Raw genomic sequence first — 18,189 nt, 5'->3', positions numbered from 1 at the left:
GCCTCTTTATTTGCAAGGGATGTGGTATGAAATCGTTGCTTACGCGTCAACGTCGTATTAACCCGGTTTACCTCGCTTTTATGGCTGTCTCTTTTATGGTGGGTATCGCGGGGGCGCTACAGGCGCCAACGCTGAGCCTGTTTCTGACGCGCGAAGTGGGCGAGCGGCCATTCTGGGTGGGGCTGTTTTATACCGTGAACGCAATTGCCGGTATTGCGGTAAGCCTGCTGCTGGCGAAACGATCGGACAACCGTGGCGATCGACGTATGCTGATCCTCTTTTGCTGTCTGATGGCGACAGGCAACGCGCTGCTGTTCGCTTTTAACCGCGATTATCTGACGCTAATCACTTTTGGCGTGCTGCTGTCGGCGCTGGCCAGCGTCGCCATGCCGCAAATTTTTGCGCTGGCGCGCGAGTATGCGGACAGCTCTGCGCGTGAAGTCGTGATGTTCAGTTCGGTAATGCGCGCCCAGCTTTCGCTGGCGTGGGTGATTGGCCCGCCGCTCTCTTTCGCGCTGGCGTTGAACTACGGCTTTACCACCATGTTTTCCGTTGCCGCCGCGCTGTTTGTGCTCTGCATCGCGCTGATCTGGTTTGCGCTGCCTTCCGTACCACGAGTGGAACAGTCGCCGGAGGTGGTTATCACGCAAATCAGCGCGTGGAAAAACAGAGACGTGCGGCTGCTGTTTATCGCCTCGCTGCTGATGTGGACCTGCAACACCATGTATATCATTGATATGCCGCTTTATATCAGCAGCGTGCTGGGCCTGCCGGACAGGCTGGCGGGCCTGCTGATGGGCGTGGCGGCGGGTCTGGAGATCCCGGCGATGCTGCTGGCCGGGCACTATGTTAAGCGCTTCGGCAAGCGCAACATGATGCTGTTTGCCGTGGCGGCGGGCGTGCTGTTTTATCTGGGGCTGGTGCTGTTTCACTCGCGTGCGGCGCTGCTGGCGCTACAGATTTTCAACGCTATTTTTATCGGCATCATCGCCGGGATTGGCATGCTCTATTTTCAGGATCTGATGCCCGGCAGACCAGGTGCGGCCACCACGCTTTTTACCAACAGCATTTCGACCGGCGTGATCCTGGCGGGCGTGTTGCAGGGCGCGCTGGCAGAAACGTTCGGCCACTATTCGGTTTACTGGGGCGCGCTGATCCTCGCCGTCGCGGCTTTGGCGATGTCGGCTAAGGTGAAGGATGTTTGAGTGGAGGGAAGCGGCCCGCTCGGGCCGCTTTTAACCCGACTGAAGCTAGCGCAAGAACGCTGGCTGCCGCCGTTCATACTCGCTGATGCTGGCTTCGTGCTGCAGCGTCAGGCCAATGCTATCCAGCCCGTTCAACAGGCAGTGACGACGGAAAGGATCGATGCTGAAAGCGTAACGCTTGTCGCCTGCCACCACTTCCTGCCTGTCCAAATCCACGGTAAAGCTGACGCCCGGCTCGGCGGCGACCCGTTGAAACAGCGCATCCATTTCGGCTTCGCTTAACGTCACCAGCAGCAGCTGATTATTAAACGCGTTATTGGCAAAAATATCGGCGAAATCACTGCCGATAATCGCCTGGATACCGTAGTCGGTCAGCGCCCAGGGCGCGTGTTCGCGCGAAGATCCACAGCCGAAGTTCTCCCGCGTCAGCATAATGCTGGCGCCGCGAAAGGCCGGTTTATTCAGGATAAAGTCCGGGTCAGGGATCTGACCTTCCGCATCCTTGTAGCGCCAGTCGTAAAACAGGTTGCGGCCAAAACCGGTGCGCGTCACCATCTGTAAAAACTGCTTCGGGATAATGGCGTCGGTGTCGACGTTGGCGGCGTCCATTGGCACCACCACGCCCGTATGCTGCGTAAATTTTTTCGCCATAGTTACTCCTGATCCAGCTCGCGGATATCGGCAAAGTGACCGGCTACCGCCGCAGCGGCGGCCATCGCCGGGCTGAGCAAATGCGTACGTCCGCCACGGCCCTGACGGCCTTCGAAATTACGGTTGCTGGTTGAGGCGCAGCGCTCGCCCGGACTCAGGCGATCGTTATTCATCGCCAGACACATCGAGCAGCCGGGCAGGCGCCATTCGAAACCGGCAGCCAGAAAGATTTGATCCAGACCTTCCGCTTCGGCCTGCGCTTTGACCGGCCCGGAGCCGGGCACGACGTAAGCCTGCACGCCAGCGGCGATTTTATGCCCTTTGACCACGGAGGCCGCCGCGCGCAGATCCTCAATACGGGAATTGGTGCAGGAGCCGATAAATACCTTATCAATCCGCACGTCAGTCAGCCTGATGCCCGGTTTGAGATCCATATAGGCCAGCGCTTTTTCCGCCGAGGCGCGTTCAATGGGATCGCTGAAGCTGGCCGGATCGGGGATGACGTCGTTGACGGCGATCACCTGGCCGGGATTGGTGCCCCAGGTGACCTGCGGCGCGATCTCACTGGCATTAAGCGTCACGACTTTATCAAAGCGGGCACCGCTGTCGGATTTCAGCGTGCGCCAGTAGGCGACTGCCTGTTCCCAGGCCCGATCTTTGGGCGCAAACTGGCGGCCCTTCACATAATTAAACGTGGTCTCATCCGGCGCGACCAGGCCCGCTTTCGCGCCCAGCTCAATCGCCATATTGCACAGCGTCATGCGGCCTTCCATGCTGAGCTGCTCCACGGCCGGGCCGCAGAACTCCACCACGTGCCCGTTGCCGCCGCCGCTGCCGGTTTTACCGATGATCGCCAGCGCGATATCCTTGGCGGTAATGCCCGGCGCCGTCTGCCCCACGACTTCGATCTTCATGGTTTTAGCGCGCGACTGCTTCAGCGTCTGCGTTGCCAGCACGTGTTCGACTTCTGACGTGCCGATGCCAAACGCCAGCGCGCCGAAAGCGCCGTGGGTAGAAGTATGCGAATCGCCGCAGACGATGGTCATACCGGGCAGCGACATGCCCTGTTCAGGCCCGATAACGTGCACAATGCCCTGAAAAGGATGCTTCAGATCGTACAGCCGCACGCCGAATTCTTCGCAGTTTTTGATCAGCATCGACATCTGAATGCGCGCCATCTCGCCGCTGGCGTTGATATCCCGCGTTTGCGTAGAGACGTTGTGATCCATCGTGGCGAAAGTTTTACCCGGCTGACGCACCGGGCGGCCGTGCGCGCGCAGACCGTCAAAAGCCTGCGCCGAGGTCACTTCATGCACCAGGTGCCTGTCGATATAAAGCAGCGGCGTCTCGTCAGGCGCTTCATACACGACATGGGCGTCAAACAGCTTCTCGTATAATGTTTTCATAATCAGGCTTCGCGGATAAATCGGGCGATAACGGAACCCATCTCCTCGGTGCCGACGGCGTCGCCGTCGCCAGCCAGGTCGCCGGTACGGTAATTTTCTGCCAGCGCGCGGCTGATGGCCTGCTCAATGGCATCGGCCGCGTCGGCGGCTTGCAGGCTGTAGCGCAGCAGCAGCGCCAGCGACAGGATCTGAGCGACAGGATTGGCAATATTTTTTCCGGCGATATCCGGCGCGGAGCCGCCTGCCGGTTCAAACAGGCCAAAACCCTGTTCGTTAAGGCTGGCGGAAGGCAGCATCCCCATTGAGCCGGTAATCATCGCGCACTCGTCGGAGAGAATATCGCCAAACAGGTTAGAGCAAAGCATAACGTCGAACTGTGAAGGTTCTTTGATCAGCTGCATCGTGGCGTTATCAATATACATATGATGCAGCTCGACATCCGGGTAATCCTGCGCCACTTCCGTTACGATCTGCCGCCATAAAATGGACGATTGCAGCACGTTTGCTTTATCAATCGACGTCACTTTTTTACGGCGCTTGCGGGCAGATTCAAAGGCGATGCGGGCGATGCGTTCGATCTCGAAGCGGTGATAAACCTCGGTATCAAAGGCGCGCTCGTGCTGGCCGCTGCCTTCACGGCCTTTCGGCTGGCCGAAATAGATGCCGCCGGTCAGCTCGCGCACCACCAGAATATCGAAGCCTTTGGCGGCGATATCTGCGCGTAGCGGGCAGAACGCTTCCAGCCCCTGATGCAGGCTGGCCGGCCGCAGGTTGCTGAACAGTCTGAAGTGCTTACGCAACGGCAGCAGCGCGCCGCGCTCCGGCTGCTCCGCTGGCGGCAGGTGTTCCCATTTCGGGCCGCCGACGGAGCCAAACAGGATCGCATCCGCCTGTTCGCAGCCCGCCACGGTGGCTGGCGGCAGCGGCTCGCCGTGACGGTCGATGGCAATGCCGCCGACGTCATACTCGCTGGTGGTGATGCGCAGATCGAAACGCTGACGTACCGCATCCAGCACCTTCGCGGCCTGCGCCATGACTTCCGGCCCGATGCCGTCGCCCGGCAATACGGCAATATGATAAGTCCTTGTCATTATACGGCTTCCTTTTCGTTGGCTTTGCGCTGCAGTTCCTGCTCGACCTGGCGCGCGCGCCAGATATTGTTCAGGGCGTTGATCATGGCTTTGGCGGAGGATTCCACGATATCCGTCGCCAGGCCCACGCCGTGGAATTTACGGCCGTTATAGTTCACCACGATATCAACCTGGCCCAGCGCGTCTTTGCCGTGGCCTTTGGCGGTCAGCTGATATTTCACCAGCTCGATATCAAAGTCGGTAATACGGTTGATCGCCTGGTAAACGGCATCCACCGGCCCGTTGCCCGTCGCGGCTTCGGCGATGGATTCTTCTCCGCAGTTCAGCTTGACCGAAGCGGTTGCCATCACGCTGGAGCCGGACTGCACGCTGAAGTAGTCCAGACGGAAATGTTCCGGCTCTTCGTTCTGCTTGTTAATAAAGGCCAGCGCTTCCAGATCGTAATCGAACACCTGGCCCTTTTTATCGGCCAGCTTCAGGAAGGCGTCGTACAGGCTGTCCAGATTGTAATCCTGCTCTTTGTAACCCATCTCCTCCATGCGGTGTTTCACGGCCGCACGACCGGAGCGAGAGGTCAGGTTCAGCTGGATTTGGTGCAGGCCGATCGATTCCGGCGTCATAATTTCGTAGTTTTCGCGGTTTTTCAGCACGCCGTCCTGGTGAATACCGGAGGAGTGGGCGAAAGCGCCGCTGCCCACCACGGCTTTATTGGCCGGGATTGGCATATTGCAGATCTGGCTGACCAGCTGGCTGGTGCGGTAGATTTCCTGATGGTGAATATGGGTATGCACGTTCATCAGCTGGCTGCGGGTTTTTATCGCCATGATGGCTTCTTCCAGCGCACAGTTGCCCGCACGCTCGCCCAAACCGTTAATGGTGCCCTCAATCTGGCGCGCGCCAGCCTGCACGGCGGCGATAGAATTGCCGACCGCCATGCCCAAATCGTCATGGGTATGCACTGACAGGATAGCTTTGTCGATATTGGGTACGCGGTTGCGCAGCTGGGTGAAAATGTTGCTGTACTCGCTCGGCAGGGTGTAGCCCACGGTGTCAGGGATATTGATGGTAGTGGCGCCGGCGTTGATGGCGGCTTCCACGACGCGGCACAGATCGTCGATTGGCGTCCGACCGCCGTCTTCGCAGGAAAATTCGACGTCGTCGGTGTAGTTACGCGCATGTTTTACCATACGCACGGCGCGCTCGATCACTTCCGGCAGCGTGCTGCGCAGCTTGGTGGCGATATGCATGGGCGACGTCGCCAGAAAGGTGTGGATGCGGTAGGCTTCGGCCACGCGCAGCGCTTCGTAAGCCGCATCGATATCTTTTTCCACACAGCGGGCCAGCGCGCAAACACGGCTGTTTTTTACCTGGCGAGCGATAGTCTGCACGGATTCGAAGTCGCCTGGCGAAGAAACCGGAAAACCGACCTCCATCACGTCAACGCCCATACGCTCCAGCGCCAGCGCTATCTGCAATTTCTCTTTCACGCTCAGGCTGGCCTGCAATGCCTGTTCGCCATCACGCAGCGTGGTATCGAAAATAATAACTTGTTGGCTCATCAGATAATTCCTTTCATGTTTGCATCGCTAATGCTACGAGCATAAAAAAACCCGCGCAGTAGCGCGGGTTTTTTAGTTTGCAAGCCTGAATCAGTGATTCATTCCGCCCACAAGTCTACCGCGCATAAATATGCGTTTAGTAGTAGACCAGGTAGGAGGAGGGTACGGATCATTGAGTCAGGCCTCATAAATTTGCTGTTCCTTTATTGATACTTGAAAGCGGGGGGCGATGTCAAGGCGAGTCACAAGGTTATAATTAGCGACGTAAAATCAGCGCAGAGAAATTATTCTGGCTCAGCAAAGGCAGACAGAACAAAAAGGCGTACGGCAGGCCGCCCAGCAGAAAACCATCGAAAAACAAAAGGGAGTGCTGGCGGTTTTTAGCAAAAAATAGCCTTTTTTATCAGGATATTACATAGGTTTTTCTTATAAACAACTTTCACCAATAATGCCCGGTTAGTTAGCGCATTCTTTTTCAGATAGATCGGGAAGCAGCAGAAAAAACTAAATCCGCCGCGATGTTTGAACAGGTAAACTTTATTCAAAGAAGTTCACTCATTAATAACGAAACGATCACACTGGAAAATAAAGCGCAGTCAGCATAAACCGCTTTTTTCCTGGCGAATAGTTAGTGTAAACGTCGACGCGTTAGCGAAACAGGTAGTGCCTTAATGAGGGCTTTCATTCATCAGTCACGTGCAGGACGTTTGCCTGTCGGGTTTTCTGCGGTTATGGTAAATCTTCACTCAAAGCAAAAATAAAACGGGCATCGCCCTGTACCTGGCCGCTGAAAATATTTTTAGCGGTTGAATAAACACAGGTTTTGAACTTATCGGCAGGCAGGCGTTATTTTCTGCATAAGCGCGTTAAGCACGTCGGTAAATCAGCACCTTAAAGCCTGGAGGCAAAAATGGAGATGTTGTCAGGAGCCGAGATGGTGGTCCGATCGTTAATCGATCAGGGCGTAAAACATGTGTTCGGCTACCCCGGCGGGGCAGTACTGGATATCTATGACGCATTGCAAACCGTGGGCGGTATTGACCACGTGCTGGTGCGCCATGAGCAGGGCGCTGTACATATGGCCGATGGCTACGCACGCGCTACCGGCGAAACCGGCGTGGTGCTGGTCACGTCCGGGCCGGGCGCCACCAACGCTATTACCGGCATTGCCACCGCCTATATGGATTCTATTCCTATGGTCGTGCTCTCCGGGCAGGTTCCTTCCTCCCTTATTGGCTATGACGCCTTCCAGGAGTGCGACATGGTCGGTATTTCGCGGCCGATCGTCAAACACAGCTTTATGGTGAGGCAGGTTGAAGATATCCCCACCGTCGTGAAAAAAGCCTTCTGGCTGGCGGCCAGCGGGCGTCCCGGCCCGGTGGTGATCGACCTGCCAAAAGATATGATGAATCCGGCGAACAAGCTGCCGTATCAGTGGCCGGAATCGGTCAGTATGCGCTCTTACAATCCCACGACGCAGGGGCATCGGGGCCAAATCAAGCGCGCGCTGCAAAGCCTGCTGGCGGCGAAAAAACCCGTTCTCTATGCGGGCGGCGGCGTAATCAATGCCGACTGCGCCAACGAGCTGCGCGAGTTCGCCGAACAACTCAATTTGCCGGTGACCTGCTCGCTGATGGGCCTGGGCGCTTTCCCCGGCACCCATCGCCAGTGTTTAGGCATGTTGGGGATGCACGGCACCTATGAAGCGAATATGACGATGCACAATGCCGACGTTATTTTCGCCGTTGGCGTGCGTTTCGATGACCGCACCACCAATAATTTAATGAAGTATTGTCCGAACGCGACGGTGCTGCATATTGATATCGATCCCGCGACTATCTCCAAAACCGTGCCGGCAGACGTGCCTATCGTCGGCGATGCCCGCGATGTGCTGAAGCAGATGCTGGAGATGCTAAAACAGCACAGCGAGCAGGATTGCGACAGCCTGCGCGACTGGTGGCAGAGCATCGAACAGTGGCGAGCACGTCAGTGTCTGGCGTTCGATCGCAGCAGCGAGAAAATCAAACCGCAGGCGGTAATCGAAACGATCTGGCGTCTGACCAACGGCGACGCCTACGTGACCTCCGACGTGGGGCAGCATCAGATGTTCGCCGCGCTTTATTACCCCTTTGACAAGCCGCGCCGCTGGATCAACTCGGGCGGTCTGGGCACGATGGGCTTCGGCCTGCCTGCCGCGCTGGGCGTCAAGCTGGCGCTGCCGGAGGAAACCGTGGTTTGCGTCACGGGCGACGGCAGTATTCAGATGAATATTCAGGAGCTGTCGACCGCGCTGCAATATAATCTGCCGGTGCTGGTGCTGAGCCTTAACAATCGCTATCTGGGCATGGTGAAGCAGTGGCAGGATATGATCTATTCGGGACGGCATTCGCAATCCTATATGGAGTCGCTGCCCGATTTTATCAGGCTGGCGGAGGCTTACGGCCATGTCGGCATCGGCATTAATCATCCGCATGAGCTGGAAGAAAAACTGAGCCAGGCGCTGGTAGAGCTGCGTAAAGGCCGCCTGGTGTTTGTGGACGTTAACGTTGACGGCAGCGAGCACGTTTACCCGATGCAGATCCGCGGCGGCGGAATGGACGAAATGTGGCTGAGCAAAACGGAGAGGACATAATTATGCGTCGTGTTTTATCGGTACTGCTGGAAAACGAATCCGGCGCATTATCGCGGGTAGTGGGGCTTTTTTCTCAGCGCGGCTACAACATCGAAAGCCTGACCGTCGCGCCTACTGACGATCCGACGCTGTCGCGGATGACTATTCAGACCGTGGGCGACGAGAAGGTGCTGGAGCAGATTGAAAAGCAGCTGCACAAGCTGGTGGACGTGCTGCGCGTCACGGAGCTGGGCCAGGGCGCGTTTGTCGAGCGCGAGATCATGCTGGTGAAAATCCAGGCGACCGGCTACGGGCGTGAAGAGGTTAAGCGCAGCGCGGAAATCTTCCGTGGGCAGATCGTCGACGTGACGCCTTCGCTTTATACGGTTCAGCTGGCGGGCACCAGCGACAAGCTGGACGCTTTTTTAAGCACCGTTCGTGAAGTGGCGGAAATCGTTGAGGTTGCACGTTCAGGCGTTGTCGGCGTTGCGCGCGGCGAGCGAATTATGCGCTGATTGCCCCGCGTGATAATTGCGAAAAGCTTCTAACCCGGCGTAATGCCGGGTTTTTTTATTTTTGCCAGAAAGCTCCCGACTGGGGCTAAAAGAGGTTGCTGGCGCAGCCGTTAGATGTAAGATTATCTTATCCTTAGCCGCGACATGGCTATTTTTTCTGCGCCGTCATGGTGCCTGAAGCGTGGAGTTATTGTGAAACTGGATGAAATTGCGCGTCTTGCTGGTGTATCGCGCACGACGGCCAGCTACGTTATAAACGGAAAAGCCCGGCAGTATCGTGTCAGCGACAAGACCGTAGAAAAAGTCATGGCGGTGGTTCGCGAGCATAATTATCACCCTAATGCGGTCGCCGCAGGTTTAAGGGCAGGGCGTACCCGCTCGATAGGCCTGGTTATTCCCGATTTAGAGAATACCAGCTATACGCGGATCGCGAATTATCTGGAGCGCCAGGCCCGTCAGCGCGGCTATCAGCTGCTGATCGCCTGCTCCGAAGATCAGCCGGATAACGAAATGCGCTGCGTGGAACACCTGTTACAGCGCAAGGTAGACGCGATTATCGTTTCGACCTCCCTGCCGCCGGAACACCCTTTTTACCAGCGCTGGATTAACGATCCGCTGCCGATCGTAGCGCTGGATCGCGCGCTGGATCGCGAACACTTCACCAGCGTCGTCGGCGCCGATCAGGATGATGCCGAGATGCTGGCGGCCGAACTGCGCAAGCAGCCGGCTGAATCCATTCTTTACCTCGGCGCGCTGCCGGAGCTGTCCGTCAGCTTCCTGCGTGAAATGGGCTTTCGCCAGGCGTGGCAGGGCGACGAGCGCCATATCGACTATATCTATGCCAACAGCTTTGAGCGCACGGCGGCGGCGGCGCTGTTTGAAACCTGGCTGGAAACGCACGCCATGCCCGATGCGCTGTTTACCACCTCTTTTGGTCTGCTGCAGGGCGTGATGGACGTGGCGCTGAAGCGGGAAGGGCGGATGCCGACCGATTTATCAATAGCCACTTTCGGCGATCATGAACTGCTGGATTTTCTGGATTGTCCGGTACTGGCGGTAGGTCAGCGTCATCGCGACGTGGCCGAGCGGGTGCTGGAACTGGTGCTGGCCAGCCTGGACGAGCCGCGTAAGCCAAAACCCGGCCTGACGCGTATCCGTCGCAATCTTTACCGGCGTGGACGCCTGAGCCGTAAAGGAAGTTAATCAGTTGCTAAAAGGGTGTCTTTTATTGGCACCTTTTATTTTTCTGGTTTCGCAACTTTTCGCGCGGTGCCGGATGCCCAAATAAGACCGGTGCGTTTTTGGTTTGTCGTTAGCGTAAATAAAAGTAAAGATAAAGTTTCAAATGATTTTAACTTTCCGAAAATGCACGCTTATTAAAACGTTAGCGACACGCCTTCGCTGCCGCATCAGGCAGAACGGCACTATCAGGCCATTTTCTTAGGAAATTCCTTAAAATACCGGTCAACGGCTAAAGTTGGCGGCCGGAATTTTACGGGTAACGGCTGGTATATTTTTGAACAACTCAGACTTTCTCATCAATTTCCCGTCACTATTCATTAGTTTAATTTTCGATAGCGCGCTAAAGGCGCTTCTTTTTTAACTCTTTGCTGTTTTTTCTGGAAAAGAAATAATTCTTCAGGGCCTGCGCTGTCGCTTGACAATGATTTCCTCCGCTCCGTACACTCCTCCGGGTGGGAATTTGTGGTGTAAAGTGGGACTTAAGGGTAACCAAAGGGGAAGACTGGCATGTTCCGTGGAGCAACGTTAGTCAATCTCGACGGCAAAGGGCGACTGGCTGTGCCCATGCGCTACCGCGAAACGCTGATCGGGGAATCTCAGGGGCAAATGGTGTGTACTATTGACCTCCATCAGCCATGCCTGCTGCTTTACACCCTGCCTGAATGGGAAATTATTGAACGTAAGCTGGCTCGCTTATCGAGCATGAACCCGGTAGAGCGCCGTATTCAGCGCTTGTTGCTTGGTCATGCCAGCGAATGCCAGATGGATAATGCAGGCCGTTTGCTGATTGCGGGTACGCTCCGTCAGCACGCGAATCTGACCAAAGAAGTGATGCTGGTTGGACAGTTTAACAAGTTTGAGCTGTGGGATGAACAGACCTGGTATCAACAAGTCAGGGAGGATATTGACGCGGAGCAGTCGTCTCAGGAACCGCTATCTGAGCGCTTGCAGGACTTGTCATTATAGCTATGCAGGAAAATTTTAAACATACCACGGTGCTGCTGGACGAGGCGGTCAACGGCCTCAATATCAAACCAGACGGCATCTATATTGATGGCACCTTTGGACGAGGCGGGCATTCCCGACTGATCCTCTCCGCGCTGGGCGAACAGGGGCGTCTGTACGCCATCGACCGCGACCCGCAGGCTATTGCCGCCGCCGCCGCTATTACCGATCCGCGCTTTACCATTATACATGGGCCTTTCTCCGCGCTGGCGGAGTATGTTGACGCGCGCGGGCTGACCGGCCGCATCGACGGCATTTTACTGGATTTGGGCGTCTCTTCGCCGCAGCTGGATGATGCCGAACGCGGCTTCTCTTTTATGCGCGACGGCCCGCTGGATATGCGCATGGATCCGACCAAAGGCTTATCTGCTGCGCAGTGGCTGCTTCAGGCAGAGGAGAGCGATATCGCCTTTGTGCTGAAAACCTTTGGCGAAGAGCGCTTCGCAAAACGCATCGCGCGCGCCATCGTTGAGCGCAACCGCGAGCAGCCAATGACCCGCACCAAAGAGCTGGCGGACGTGATTTATGCCGCTACGCCGGTAAAAGATAAATTCAAGCATCCGGCGACGCGTAGCTTCCAGGCTATCCGTATTTGGGTCAACAGCGAGCTGGAAGAGATTGAAAAAGCGCTGAAAGGCGCGCTTTCCGCGCTGGCGCCGCAGGGCCGCCTGTCGGTGATCAGCTTCCACTCGCTGGAAGACCGTATCGTCAAACGCTTTATGCGCGAACAGAGCCGTGGCCCGCAGGTTCCGGCCGGTATTCCGATGACGGAAGCGCAGCTGAGCAAACTCGGCGGCCGTCAGCTTAAAGCGCTGGGCAAAATGATGCCGGGCGAAGCGGAAGTGGCGGAAAACCCGCGCGCGCGCAGTTCCGTATTACGCATCGCTGAGAGAACAGACGCATGATCGGCAACGAGCGACACAGTTTACCCGGCGTGATTGCAGGCGATCTTTTACGCCACGGCAAAATCCCGCTGATCCTGGCTGTTGCCGTGCTGGTGTCTGCGGTGCTGGTGGTGACCACGGCGCATAAAACCCGCCTGCTCACCGCGCAGCGCGAGCAGCTGGTGCTGGAACGCGACGCGCTGGATATCGAATGGCGCAACCTGATTCTGGAAGAGAATGCGCTGGGCGATCACAGCCGCGTGGAAAGAACGGCGATGGAAAAACTGCAAATGCAGCATGTCGATCCTTCGCAGGAAAATATTGTGGTACAGCCATAAGGGCATAAATGAAAGCCGCAGTTAAGACGCTTAAGACAAAACGTCAGGAAGATCAGGCCAGCTTTGTCAGCTGGCGTTTTGCGTTGTTGTGCGGCTGTATTTTACTCGCGCTGGGCGGACTGCTGGCGCGCATGGCTTATCTGCAGGTGATCAACCCGGATAAGCTGGTGCGGGAAGGCGATATGCGCTCGCTGCGCGTCCAGGCCGTTCCGACCTCTCGTGGCATGATCACCGATCGCGCCGGGCGGCCGCTGGCCGTCAGCGTGCCGGTCAACGCTATCTGGGCCGATCCGAAAGAGCTGCACGCCAAAGGCGGCATCACGCTGGACAGCCGCTGGCAGGCGCTTTCCGATGCGCTTTCCATTCCGCTGGATCAGCTGGCGGCGCGCGTTAACGCCAACCCCAAAGGGCGCTTCGTCTATCTGGCGCGCCAGGTCAATCCGGCCATCGGCGACTACATTAAAAAACTCAAGCTTCCCGGCATCTTTTTACGGGAAGAGTCGCGTCGCTACTATCCGGCAGGGCAGGTCACGTCACATCTGATCGGCTTTACCAACATTGATGGTCAGGGCATTGAAGGCGTCGAAAAGAGCTTTGATAAATGGCTGACGGGCGAGCCGGGCGAGCGCACCGTGCGCAAAGACCGCCATGGCCGCGTGATTGAGGATGTCTCTTCCGTAGACAGCCGGGCGGCGCACAACCTGGCGCTGAGCATTGACGAACGCCTGCAGGCGCTGGTCTATCGCGAACTGAACAACGCCGTCGCCTTTAACAAGGCGGAGTCGGGCACCGCCGTGCTGGTGGATGTTAACACCGGCGAAGTGCTGGCGATGGCCAACAGCCCGGCCTATAACCCGAACAACCTTACCGGCGTCACCAAAGACGTAATGCGCAACCGCGCCATCACCGATATTTTCGAGCCGGGTTCAACCGTCAAACCAATGGTGGTCATGACCGCGCTACAGCGCGGCGTGGTGCGCGAAAACAGCGTGCTGAACACCGTGCCTTACCGCATTAACGGCCATGAGATCAAAGACGTGGCCCGCTATAACGAGCTGACGCTGACCGGCGTTCTGCAAAAATCGAGTAACGTCGGCGTTTCCAGGCTGGCGTTAGCGATGCCGTCCTCGGCGCTGGTAGAAACCTACTCGCACTTTGGACTGGGTAAAGCGACCAATCTGGGACTGGTCGGAGAAAGTAGTGGCTTATATCCCCAAAAACAACGGTGGTCTGACATAGAGAGGGCCACCTTCTCTTTCGGCTACGGGCTGATGGTAACGCCGTTACAGTTAGCGCGAGTCTACGCCACAATCGGCAGCTATGGTCTCTATCGCCCGCTGTCGATTACCAAAGTCGATCCGCCCGTGGGCGGACAGCGCGTATTTTCTGAAGAAGTGGTTCGCACCGTCATGCATATGATGGAGAGCGTGGCGCTGCCCGGCGGCGGCGGCGTAAAAGCGGCCATCAAAGGCTACCGCATCGCCATTAAAACCGGTACGGCGAAAAAAGTCGGGCCGGACGGGCGCTACGTTAACAAATATATTGCCTACACCGCCGGCGTTGCACCGGCAAGCCGTCCCCGTTTTGCGCTGGTGGTGGTGATCAACGATCCCCAGGCCGGTAAATATTACGGCGGCGCGGTTTCGGCTCCGGTGTTTGGCGCCATTATGGGCGGTGTATTGCGCACCATGAATATCGAACCTGATGCGCTACCGGTCGTTGAAAAAAACGAGCTGGTAGACAATAAGTGAGGGATCAAGTGACAGATCGTAATCTGCACGACTTACTGGCGCCGTGGGTGCCTGGCGCGCCCGCGCTGCCGCTGCGTGAAATGATCCTGGACAGCCGTTTAGCGGCTGCCGGCGATCTCTTTGTCGCCGTAAAAGGCCATACGGCAGACGGCCGTCGTTTTATTCCCCAGGCTATCGCGCAGGGCGTGGCGGCGATTATCGCCGAAGCGGAAGGCGAAGCGGAAGATGGCGACATCACTACCGTGCACGGCGTGCCGGTGATTTATCTGGCGCAGCTGAGCCAGCGGCTTTCCGCGCTGGCCGGGCGCTTTTACCAGCAGCCGGGCGAAAAACTGCGCCTGATTGGCGTGACCGGCACCAATGGCAAAACCACCACCACTCAGCTGCTGGCGCAATGGGCGCAGCTGCTGGGCGAAACCGGCGCGGTGATGGGCACCGTCGGCAACGGCCTTTACGGGCATCTGGCGCCGGTTGAAAACACGACCGGCTCGGCGGTTGAGGTACAGCAGACGCTGGCTTCGCTGGTGGAGCAGGGCGCGACGCTGGCCGCGATGGAGGTTTCCTCCCACGGTCTGGTGCAGCATCGCGTAGCGGCGCTGCCTTTTGCCGCTGCGGCCTTTACCAACCTCAGCCGCGATCACCTGGACTACCACGGTGATATGACGCGCTATGAGTCCGCCAAATGGCTGCTTTTCTCCGAGCACATGGTCGGCCAGGCCATTATCAATGCCGATGACGAGACGGGACGCCGCTGGCTGGCGAACCTGCCGGACGCCGTTGCCGTTACGCTGGAAGATAACCTGGAGCCGGGCTGTCATGGCCGCTGGCTGAAGGCGACGGACGTGCGCTATCACGACAACGGCGCCGCTATCCGTTTTGACTCCAGCTGGGGCGGCGGCGAGCTGGAAAGCCGTCTGATGGGCGCGTTTAACGTCAGCAATCTGCTGGTGGCGCTGGCAACGCTGTTGGCGCTGGGTTATCCGCTCAACGAGCTGGTGGCGACCGGCAACCGACTACAGCCGGTCACCGGCCGTATGGAAGTCTTCAGCGCGCCCGCGAAGCCAACGGTAGTGGTGGATTATGCCCACACGCCGGACGCGCTGGAAAAAGCGCTGGAGGCCGCTCGCCTGCACTGTAAAGGCAAGCTGTGGTGCGTCTTCGGCTGCGGCGGCGATCGCGACAAAGGCAAGCGTCCGCTGATGGGCGCCATTGCCGAGCAGTTCTCCGACGTGGTGGTGATCACCGACGATAACCCGCGCAGCGAAGATCCTGCCGCTATCGTGGCCGACATTCTGACCGGCCTGCTCGATCCGGGCCGCGCCCGCGTGGTAGCCGGGCGAGCACAGGCGGTCACTAACGCCATCATGCAGGCTAAAGAAGAAGATATCGTGCTGGTTGCCGGTAAAGGTCATGAAGATTATCAAATCGTCGGCAACCGTCGGCTGGACTATTCCGACCGCGAAACCGTGGCGCGTCTGCTGGGGGTGATGGCATGATCGCACTCTCTCTGCAAAAGCTGGCTGAGATCACCGGCGGTGAACTAATCGGCAGCGACCTTACCTTTAGCGAAGTGACCACCGATACGCGCAAGATAAGCGCCGGCTGTCTGTTTATCGCGCTGAAGGGCGAGCGTTTTGACGCACACGAGCTGGTCGGCGACGCAATAGCGGCCGGTTCGGCGGCTCTGTTAGTCAGTAAGCACTTACCTGTTGCGGTTCCTCAGGTGGTGGTCAGCGATACGCGCATAGCGCTGGGCCAGCTGGCCGGCTGGGTTCGCCAGCAGTCGACGGCGCGCGTCGTGGCGCTGACCGGCTCTTCCGGCAAAACCTCGGTCAAAGAGATGACCGCCGCCATTCTGCGCCAGTGCGGCGAAACGCTGTATACCGCAGGCAATCTGAATAACGATATCGGCGTCCCGCTGACGCTGCTGCGTCTGAGCGCGCAGCACCAGTACGCGGTGATTGAGCTGGGCGCTAACCATCAGGGCGAAATCGCCTGGACCACCAGCCTGGCGCGACCGGAAACGGCGCTGGTCAACAACCTGGCGGCCGCGCACCTGGAAGGGTTCGGCTCGCTGGCAGGCGTGGCCAAAGCCAAAGGCGAAATTTTTCAGGGGCTGCCGGACAACGGCACCGCCATTCTGAACGCCGACAGCAACGACGAGGCTAACTGGCAGCCGATGCTGAAGGGCAAAACGGTCTGGCACTTCTCTTCCCAACCGCAGGCCGAAAGCGAGTTCGCCGCCAGCGATGTGCAAATCACCAGCTCTGGCACCCATTTTGTGATGAAAACGCCTGTAGGCAGCGTAGCCGTTCAGCTGCCGCTGCCGGGGCGTCACAATATCGCGAATGCGCTGGCCGCCGCCGCGCTGGCTATCTCCGTCGGCGCTTCCCTGGAAGCGGTACAGCTTGGCTTAGGCCAGCTTGAAGCCGTGCCGGGCCGCCTTTTCCCGGTTCTGCTGGCGGAAAATCAGCTGCTGCTGGACGACAGCTATAACGCCAACGTCGGCTCGATGACCGCAGCGGCTCAGGTGCTGGCGGATATGCCGGGCTATCGCGTGATGGTCACCGGCGATATGGCGGAGCTGGGCGAGGAGGCCGAAGCGTGCCATCGCGAAGTGGGCGAAGCGGCCCGTCGTGCCGGTATTGATAAGGTGCTCAGCGTGGGCACATTAAGCCGCGCTATCGGCGAGGCCAGCGGCGTGGGCGAACATTTTACCGATAAGGCTGCCGTCACGGCGCGTCTGCGGACGCTGCTGGCGGAACAGCCGACGATCACCATTTTAGTTAAAGGTTCACGTAGTGCCGCCATGGAGCAGGTAGTACAGAGCTTACAGGAGAAAAGAACATGCTAGTCTGGCTGGCCGAACATCTGGTCGCTTTTTATTCAGGCTTTAACGTCTTTTCCTATCTGACGTTTCGCGCCATCGTCAGCCTGCTGACCGCGCTGTTTATCTCGCTGTGGATGGGGCCGCGCATGATCGCCCGCCTGCAGGAAATGTCCTTCGGTCAGGTCGTGCGTAACGACGGCCCGGAATCGCACTTCAGCAAGCGCGGCACGCCGACCATGGGCGGCATTATGATCCTGTTCTCCATTACCGTCTCGGTGCTGATGTGGGCCTATCCGTCCAACCCTTACGTCTGGTGCGTGCTGGTGGTGCTGGTGGGCTTTGGCATCATTGGGTTTGTGGACGATTACCGCAAGGTGGTGCGTAAAGATACGAAAGGGCTGATCGCGCGCTGGAAATATTTCTGGATGTCGGTGATTTCGCTGGGCGTCGCCTTTACGCTCTATGCGACAGGAAAAGGCACGCCGGCGACGCAGCTGGTGGTGCCGTTCTTCAAGGACATCATGCCGCAGCTTGGCCTGTTTTACGTGGTGCTCGCCTACTTCGTTATCGTCGGCACCGGTAATGCGGTGAACCTGACCGACGGGCTGGACGGCCTGGCAATCATGCCTACCGTTTTTGTGGCCGCCGGTTTTGCGTTGGTTGCCTGGGCCACCGGTAATATGAACTTCGCTAACTACCTGCATATTCCCTATCTGCGCCACGCTGGCGAACTGGTGATTGTCTGTACGGCAATCGTCGGTGCCGGGCTGGGCTTTTTATGGTTTAACACCTATCCGGCGCAGGTCTTTATGGGCGACGTCGGATCGCTGGCGCTGGGCGGCGCGCTGGGCACCATCGCCGTGCTGCTGCGTCAGGAGTTTTTGCTGGTGATTATGGGCGGCGTCTTTGTGGTGGAAACCCTGTCGGTGATCCTACAGGTGGGGTCGTTCAAGCTGCGCGGCCAGCGAATTTTCCGCATGGCGCCTATTCATCATCATTACGAACTTAAAGGCTGGCCGGAACCGCGCGTTATCGTACGTTTCTGGATCATTTCACTGATGCTGGTGCTGATTGGCCTGGCGACGCTGAAGGTGCGGTAAT

The 18,189-nt window shown here is 57.8% G+C and carries 14 protein-coding genes and 1 pseudogene; 11 read left to right on the top strand and 4 right to left on the bottom strand.

From position 1 onward, the window contains the following. The first annotated feature begins 26 nt into the window (after positions 1 to 26). Positions 27 to 1,205: a sugar efflux transporter gene (locus QZH36_RS17105; protein ID WP_253455294.1), complete on the top strand. Its 1,179-nt coding sequence runs from the start codon at positions 27 to 29 to the stop codon at positions 1,203 to 1,205. 45 nt (positions 1,206 to 1,250) lie between these two features. On the opposite strand, the gene leuD is transcribed toward QZH36_RS17105, so the two are convergent. From leuD to leuA, 4 genes are read right to left on the bottom strand one after another with little or no spacing between them, the layout of a single operon-like run. Beyond that, positions 1,251 to 1,856 (bottom strand): 3-isopropylmalate dehydratase small subunit, encoded by a 606-nt coding sequence (gene leuD / locus QZH36_RS17100; RefSeq protein ID WP_253455293.1) that lies wholly within the window; start codon positions 1,854 to 1,856, stop codon positions 1,251 to 1,253. 2 nt (positions 1,857 to 1,858) lie between these two features. Further along, complete coding sequence (gene leuC / locus QZH36_RS17095) at positions 1,859 to 3,262, bottom strand: 3-isopropylmalate dehydratase large subunit (RefSeq protein ID WP_301730716.1); 1,404 nt, start codon at positions 3,260 to 3,262, stop codon at positions 1,859 to 1,861. 2 nt (positions 3,263 to 3,264) lie between these two features. After that, positions 3,265 to 4,353 carry a 3-isopropylmalate dehydrogenase gene (leuB, locus tag QZH36_RS17090; protein ID WP_253455291.1) on the bottom strand — a complete coding sequence of 363 codons (1,089 nt, stop codon included), beginning with the start codon at positions 4,351 to 4,353 and terminating at the stop codon, positions 3,265 to 3,267. Beyond that, complete coding sequence (gene leuA, locus QZH36_RS17085) at positions 4,353 to 5,912, bottom strand: 2-isopropylmalate synthase (RefSeq protein ID WP_253455290.1); 1,560 nt, start codon at positions 5,910 to 5,912, stop codon at positions 4,353 to 4,355. Before leuA ends, leuB begins: the two co-directional genes overlap by 1 nt. A 910-nt stretch (positions 5,913 to 6,822) precedes the next feature. On the opposite strand from leuA, the gene ilvI reads away from it, so the two are divergent. From ilvI to mraY, 10 genes and pseudogenes are all read left to right on the top strand, one after another. Then, entirely contained in the window at positions 6,823 to 8,544 is a 1,722-nt protein-coding gene (gene ilvI / locus QZH36_RS17080; protein WP_253455288.1) for an acetolactate synthase 3 large subunit, read from the top strand. 2 nt (positions 8,545 to 8,546) lie between these two features. Further along, positions 8,547 to 9,038: an acetolactate synthase small subunit gene (gene ilvN, locus QZH36_RS17075; RefSeq protein WP_125288984.1), complete on the top strand. Its 492-nt coding sequence runs from the start codon at positions 8,547 to 8,549 to the stop codon at positions 9,036 to 9,038. A gap of 192 nt (positions 9,039 to 9,230) precedes the next feature. Next, positions 9,231 to 10,241: a catabolite repressor/activator gene (gene cra / locus QZH36_RS17070; RefSeq protein ID WP_253455287.1), complete on the top strand. Its 1,011-nt coding sequence runs from the start codon at positions 9,231 to 9,233 to the stop codon at positions 10,239 to 10,241. Positions 10,242 to 10,787: 546 nt separating this feature from the next. Then, positions 10,788 to 11,246 carry a division/cell wall cluster transcriptional repressor MraZ gene (gene mraZ / locus QZH36_RS17065; protein ID WP_125288986.1) on the top strand — a complete coding sequence of 153 codons (459 nt, stop codon included), beginning with the start codon at positions 10,788 to 10,790 and terminating at the stop codon, positions 11,244 to 11,246. 2 nt (positions 11,247 to 11,248) lie between these two features. Then, a complete protein-coding gene (gene rsmH, locus QZH36_RS17060) occupies positions 11,249 to 12,190 on the top strand; it encodes a 16S rRNA (cytosine(1402)-N(4))-methyltransferase RsmH (RefSeq protein WP_253455286.1) in 942 nt (313 codons plus the stop codon). After that, on the top strand, positions 12,187 to 12,507 hold the full coding sequence (gene ftsL / locus QZH36_RS17055; protein WP_253455285.1) for a cell division protein FtsL: 321 nt from the start codon (positions 12,187 to 12,189) through the stop codon (positions 12,505 to 12,507). The genes rsmH and ftsL overlap by 4 nt, the downstream gene beginning before the upstream one ends. 8 nt (positions 12,508 to 12,515) lie before the next feature. Further along, positions 12,516 to 14,280, top strand: a pseudogene (ftsI, locus tag QZH36_RS17050) (peptidoglycan DD-transpeptidase PBP3). Continuing rightward, entirely contained in the window at positions 14,267 to 15,754 is a 1,488-nt protein-coding gene (murE, locus tag QZH36_RS17045; protein ID WP_301730715.1) for a UDP-N-acetylmuramoyl-L-alanyl-D-glutamate--2,6-diaminopimelate ligase, read from the top strand. The pseudogene ftsI and the gene murE overlap by 14 nt, the downstream one beginning before the upstream one ends. Beyond that, positions 15,751 to 17,112: a UDP-N-acetylmuramoyl-tripeptide--D-alanyl-D-alanine ligase gene (gene murF, locus QZH36_RS17040; RefSeq protein WP_253455283.1), complete on the top strand. Its 1,362-nt coding sequence runs from the start codon at positions 15,751 to 15,753 to the stop codon at positions 17,110 to 17,112. The genes murE and murF overlap by 4 nt, the downstream gene beginning before the upstream one ends. Next, on the top strand, positions 17,106 to 18,188 hold the full coding sequence (gene mraY, locus QZH36_RS17035; RefSeq protein ID WP_253455282.1) for a phospho-N-acetylmuramoyl-pentapeptide-transferase: 1,083 nt from the start codon (positions 17,106 to 17,108) through the stop codon (positions 18,186 to 18,188). The genes murF and mraY overlap by 7 nt, the downstream gene beginning before the upstream one ends. Position 18,189: the final 1 nt, after the last annotated feature.

Origin of the sequence: Erwinia wuhanensis (assembly GCF_030484085.1) — a bacterium.
GTDB classification, from domain to species: domain Bacteria; phylum Pseudomonadota; class Gammaproteobacteria; order Enterobacterales; family Enterobacteriaceae; genus Erwinia; species Erwinia aeris.
This window is presented reverse-complemented; position numbering and strand designations above follow the sequence as displayed.

Excerpts from the sequence above, each read along its gene's own strand:
- ilvI (WP_253455288.1), top strand. The coding sequence starts at position 6,823 with ATGGAGATGTTGTCAGGAGCCGAGATGGTGGTCCGATCGTTAATCGAT.
- rsmH (WP_253455286.1), top strand. The coding sequence starts at position 11,249 with ATGCAGGAAAATTTTAAACATACCACGGTGCTGCTGGACGAGGCGGTC.
- leuD (WP_253455293.1), bottom strand. The coding sequence starts at position 1,856 with ATGGCGAAAAAATTTACGCAGCATACGGGCGTGGTGGTGCCAATGGAC.
- mraZ (WP_125288986.1), top strand. The coding sequence starts at position 10,788 with ATGTTCCGTGGAGCAACGTTAGTCAATCTCGACGGCAAAGGGCGACTG.
- ftsL (WP_253455285.1), top strand. The coding sequence starts at position 12,187 with ATGATCGGCAACGAGCGACACAGTTTACCCGGCGTGATTGCAGGCGAT.
- leuB (WP_253455291.1), bottom strand. The coding sequence starts at position 4,353 with ATGACAAGGACTTATCATATTGCCGTATTGCCGGGCGACGGCATCGGG.
- QZH36_RS17105 (WP_253455294.1), top strand. The coding sequence starts at position 27 with ATGAAATCGTTGCTTACGCGTCAACGTCGTATTAACCCGGTTTACCTC.
- ilvN (WP_125288984.1), top strand. The coding sequence starts at position 8,547 with ATGCGTCGTGTTTTATCGGTACTGCTGGAAAACGAATCCGGCGCATTA.
- mraY (WP_253455282.1), top strand. The coding sequence starts at position 17,106 with ATGCTAGTCTGGCTGGCCGAACATCTGGTCGCTTTTTATTCAGGCTTT.
- leuC (WP_301730716.1), bottom strand. The coding sequence starts at position 3,262 with ATGAAAACATTATACGAGAAGCTGTTTGACGCCCATGTCGTGTATGAA.
- leuA (WP_253455290.1), bottom strand. The coding sequence starts at position 5,912 with ATGAGCCAACAAGTTATTATTTTCGATACCACGCTGCGTGATGGCGAA.
- murF (WP_253455283.1), top strand. The coding sequence starts at position 15,751 with ATGATCGCACTCTCTCTGCAAAAGCTGGCTGAGATCACCGGCGGTGAA.